Raw genomic sequence first — 2,068 nt, forward strand, 5'->3', positions numbered from 1 at the left:
GGACCGCGCGGTAGAGTTGAATCTGGCTGCACTCCGCGAACCGCGGATCCTGGCGGAGTTGGGTCTGCAGTTGTCCGCCGACGACCTGCAGCGGGGTTGAGAGCGCGATGATGTACAGGATCCACGCCATCTCTGGATACTGCGGCTGGCGATACGACATGACGACACCAATGCCGACGATGACGAGCGAGCAGGCCGTGGCGAGGGTGGAGTTGATCCAAAACAGTGGCCCCGCGACGTTGTTGTACTCCGCCGCTCCGCGCTGGAGGAGAATGTTGTTGGCGCCGGCATCTTTGAGGATGCTGACGAACCAGCCCATCGCGGCAGCGGTCGCATAGACGCCGTACTCGACGTCGGTCAGCATGATTCCCAGAACCACTTGGGTCACAAGGGCCGCGAGTTTTCCGAGCACATTGCCCAACAAGACCCACGACGCGCCGCGGCCGACAGTGTTGCCCAACGCCTCGACCTTGGGCAATGTCTTGTCCACGGTGCGTGAGACAGCGTCGGCGGATTCGCCTCCCGACGCGTGAGCGCTGTCCGCTGTCGAATCGCCCATCTGGAGTTGGTCCTTTGGCGGCACGAGAAGTGCAGAGTGTACGAAGCCCCAGAGCCATGAAAGTCAGGCATTGCCGCGATTGTCGAATCGCACACGACGTCCCGCTCCCCTACGCTCTCGCACCTATGAGCAGTTCAGTTCCATCCGTGTTTTCGTGGGCCGGGAAGAAGGTTGTCGTCACCGGCGGGGCCGGGTTTCTCGGACGCTTTGTCCTCGAGAAACTGGCGGCCCGCGGCGTCAAGCCCCAGGACATCTTCGTGCCACGCCGGACCCAGTTCGACCTGACCAACCAGACCGACGCCGCCCGCTTGTATCGCACGGCCTTTGGGCAAACGAAGGTTGATGTCGTGATCCACCTTGCGGCCGAAGTCGGCGGCATCGGTGCCAACCGCGCCAATCCCGGCCGGTATTTCTTCGCGAACATGGCGATGGCCTTGCACCTGATCGAGCAAGCCCGCCTTGATGGGCTCATCGAGCGCGATGGACGATTCGTGCAGGTCGGCACGATCTGTGCCTATCCCAAGTTCACGCCGGTGCCGTTCCGCGAAGAGGACCTGTGGAATGGCTATCCGGAAGAGACCAACGCGCCGTATGGCGTGGCGAAGAAGGCCGCGTGGCAGATGCTCGACGCGTACAAACTCCAGTACGCGATGAAGAGCGCGTACGTGCTGCCGGTGAACCTGTACGGCCCGTACGACAACTTCGATCTCAACACCAGCCACGTGATCCCGGCTCTCATTCGCAAGTGCGTCGAGGCACAAGAGCGCGGCGATAAAGAGATCGTCTGCTGGGGCACGGGCACCGCCTCGCGCGAGTTCCTCTACGTCGAAGATGCCGCAGAAGGCATCGTCCGGGCGGCAGAGACCATGTGCGATCCCGAACCCATCAACCTCGGTGCAGGGTTCGAGATCAAGATCAAGGACCTCGTCGAACTCATCGTGAAACTGACCGGCTTCAAGGGCGGCAGCACGTGGGACGCGACCAAGCCCGACGGCCAGCCACGCCGCCAACTCTCGGTGGACAGGGCGGCGAAGATGCTCGACTGGCGCGCGAAGATGGGCTTTGAAGAAGGACTCGCGAAGACGATCGAGTGGTTCAGGAAGAACCACAAGTAGGTCGTTGGCTACGCGTGCGTGCCGAACTTCGTGCCGTGGTACGCCCGTCTTCGGGCGAACCACGCATGGTCGCCGAGAGTCTCCGCGTGCTTCCGCAGAAGACTGCGGTAGCACGGCACGGCGCGGATCGCATCCGAACTCGTCTCACATGCTCCGTCGCCGCGGACCCTCTTCCGTGTCCGCGTCACCCGTGCGCATCGGTTCCTGCGTGCGGGGCGGCCCGGCCGTCGGATACGCAATGCGCCCGTGATACATGCTCGCGAGCGTTCGGCCCACGCTTTCCACGATCGTCGTGCGTTCCTTCAGTGTCAGTTCGCAGGCGTCAAACTCACCACCCATCAGTCGCCTGATAGCGATCCTGCACCCGGTCTTCCCGTGTGGTGCCGGCCGCGGC

The 2,068-nt window shown here is 63.1% G+C and carries 3 protein-coding genes; 1 reads left to right on the forward strand and 2 read right to left on the reverse strand.

Annotated elements, in window-relative coordinates:
• A partial coding sequence (locus tag NJ959_RS28890; protein WP_254015207.1) for a lipopolysaccharide biosynthesis protein occupies positions 1–559 on the reverse strand: 559 nt, incomplete at its 3' end.
• A 125-nt stretch (positions 560–684) separates the two neighbouring features.
• Between NJ959_RS28890 and NJ959_RS28895 the strand changes: the two genes are divergently transcribed.
• The gene (locus tag NJ959_RS28895) at positions 685–1,674 is read left to right on the forward strand and encodes a GDP-L-fucose synthase family protein (protein WP_254015208.1); all 990 of its coding nucleotides are present in this window, start codon (positions 685–687) and stop codon (positions 1,672–1,674) included.
• A 144-nt stretch (positions 1,675–1,818) separates the two neighbouring features.
• On the opposite strand, the gene NJ959_RS28900 is transcribed toward NJ959_RS28895, so the two are convergent.
• The coding region (locus tag NJ959_RS28900; RefSeq protein WP_254015209.1) for a hypothetical protein at positions 1,819–2,068 on the reverse strand (250 nt) is incomplete at its 5' end.

This window comes from Limnofasciculus baicalensis BBK-W-15 (assembly GCF_024178385.1).
Taxonomy (GTDB): Bacteria; Cyanobacteriota; Cyanobacteriia; order Cyanobacteriales; family Coleofasciculaceae; genus Limnofasciculus; species Limnofasciculus baicalensis.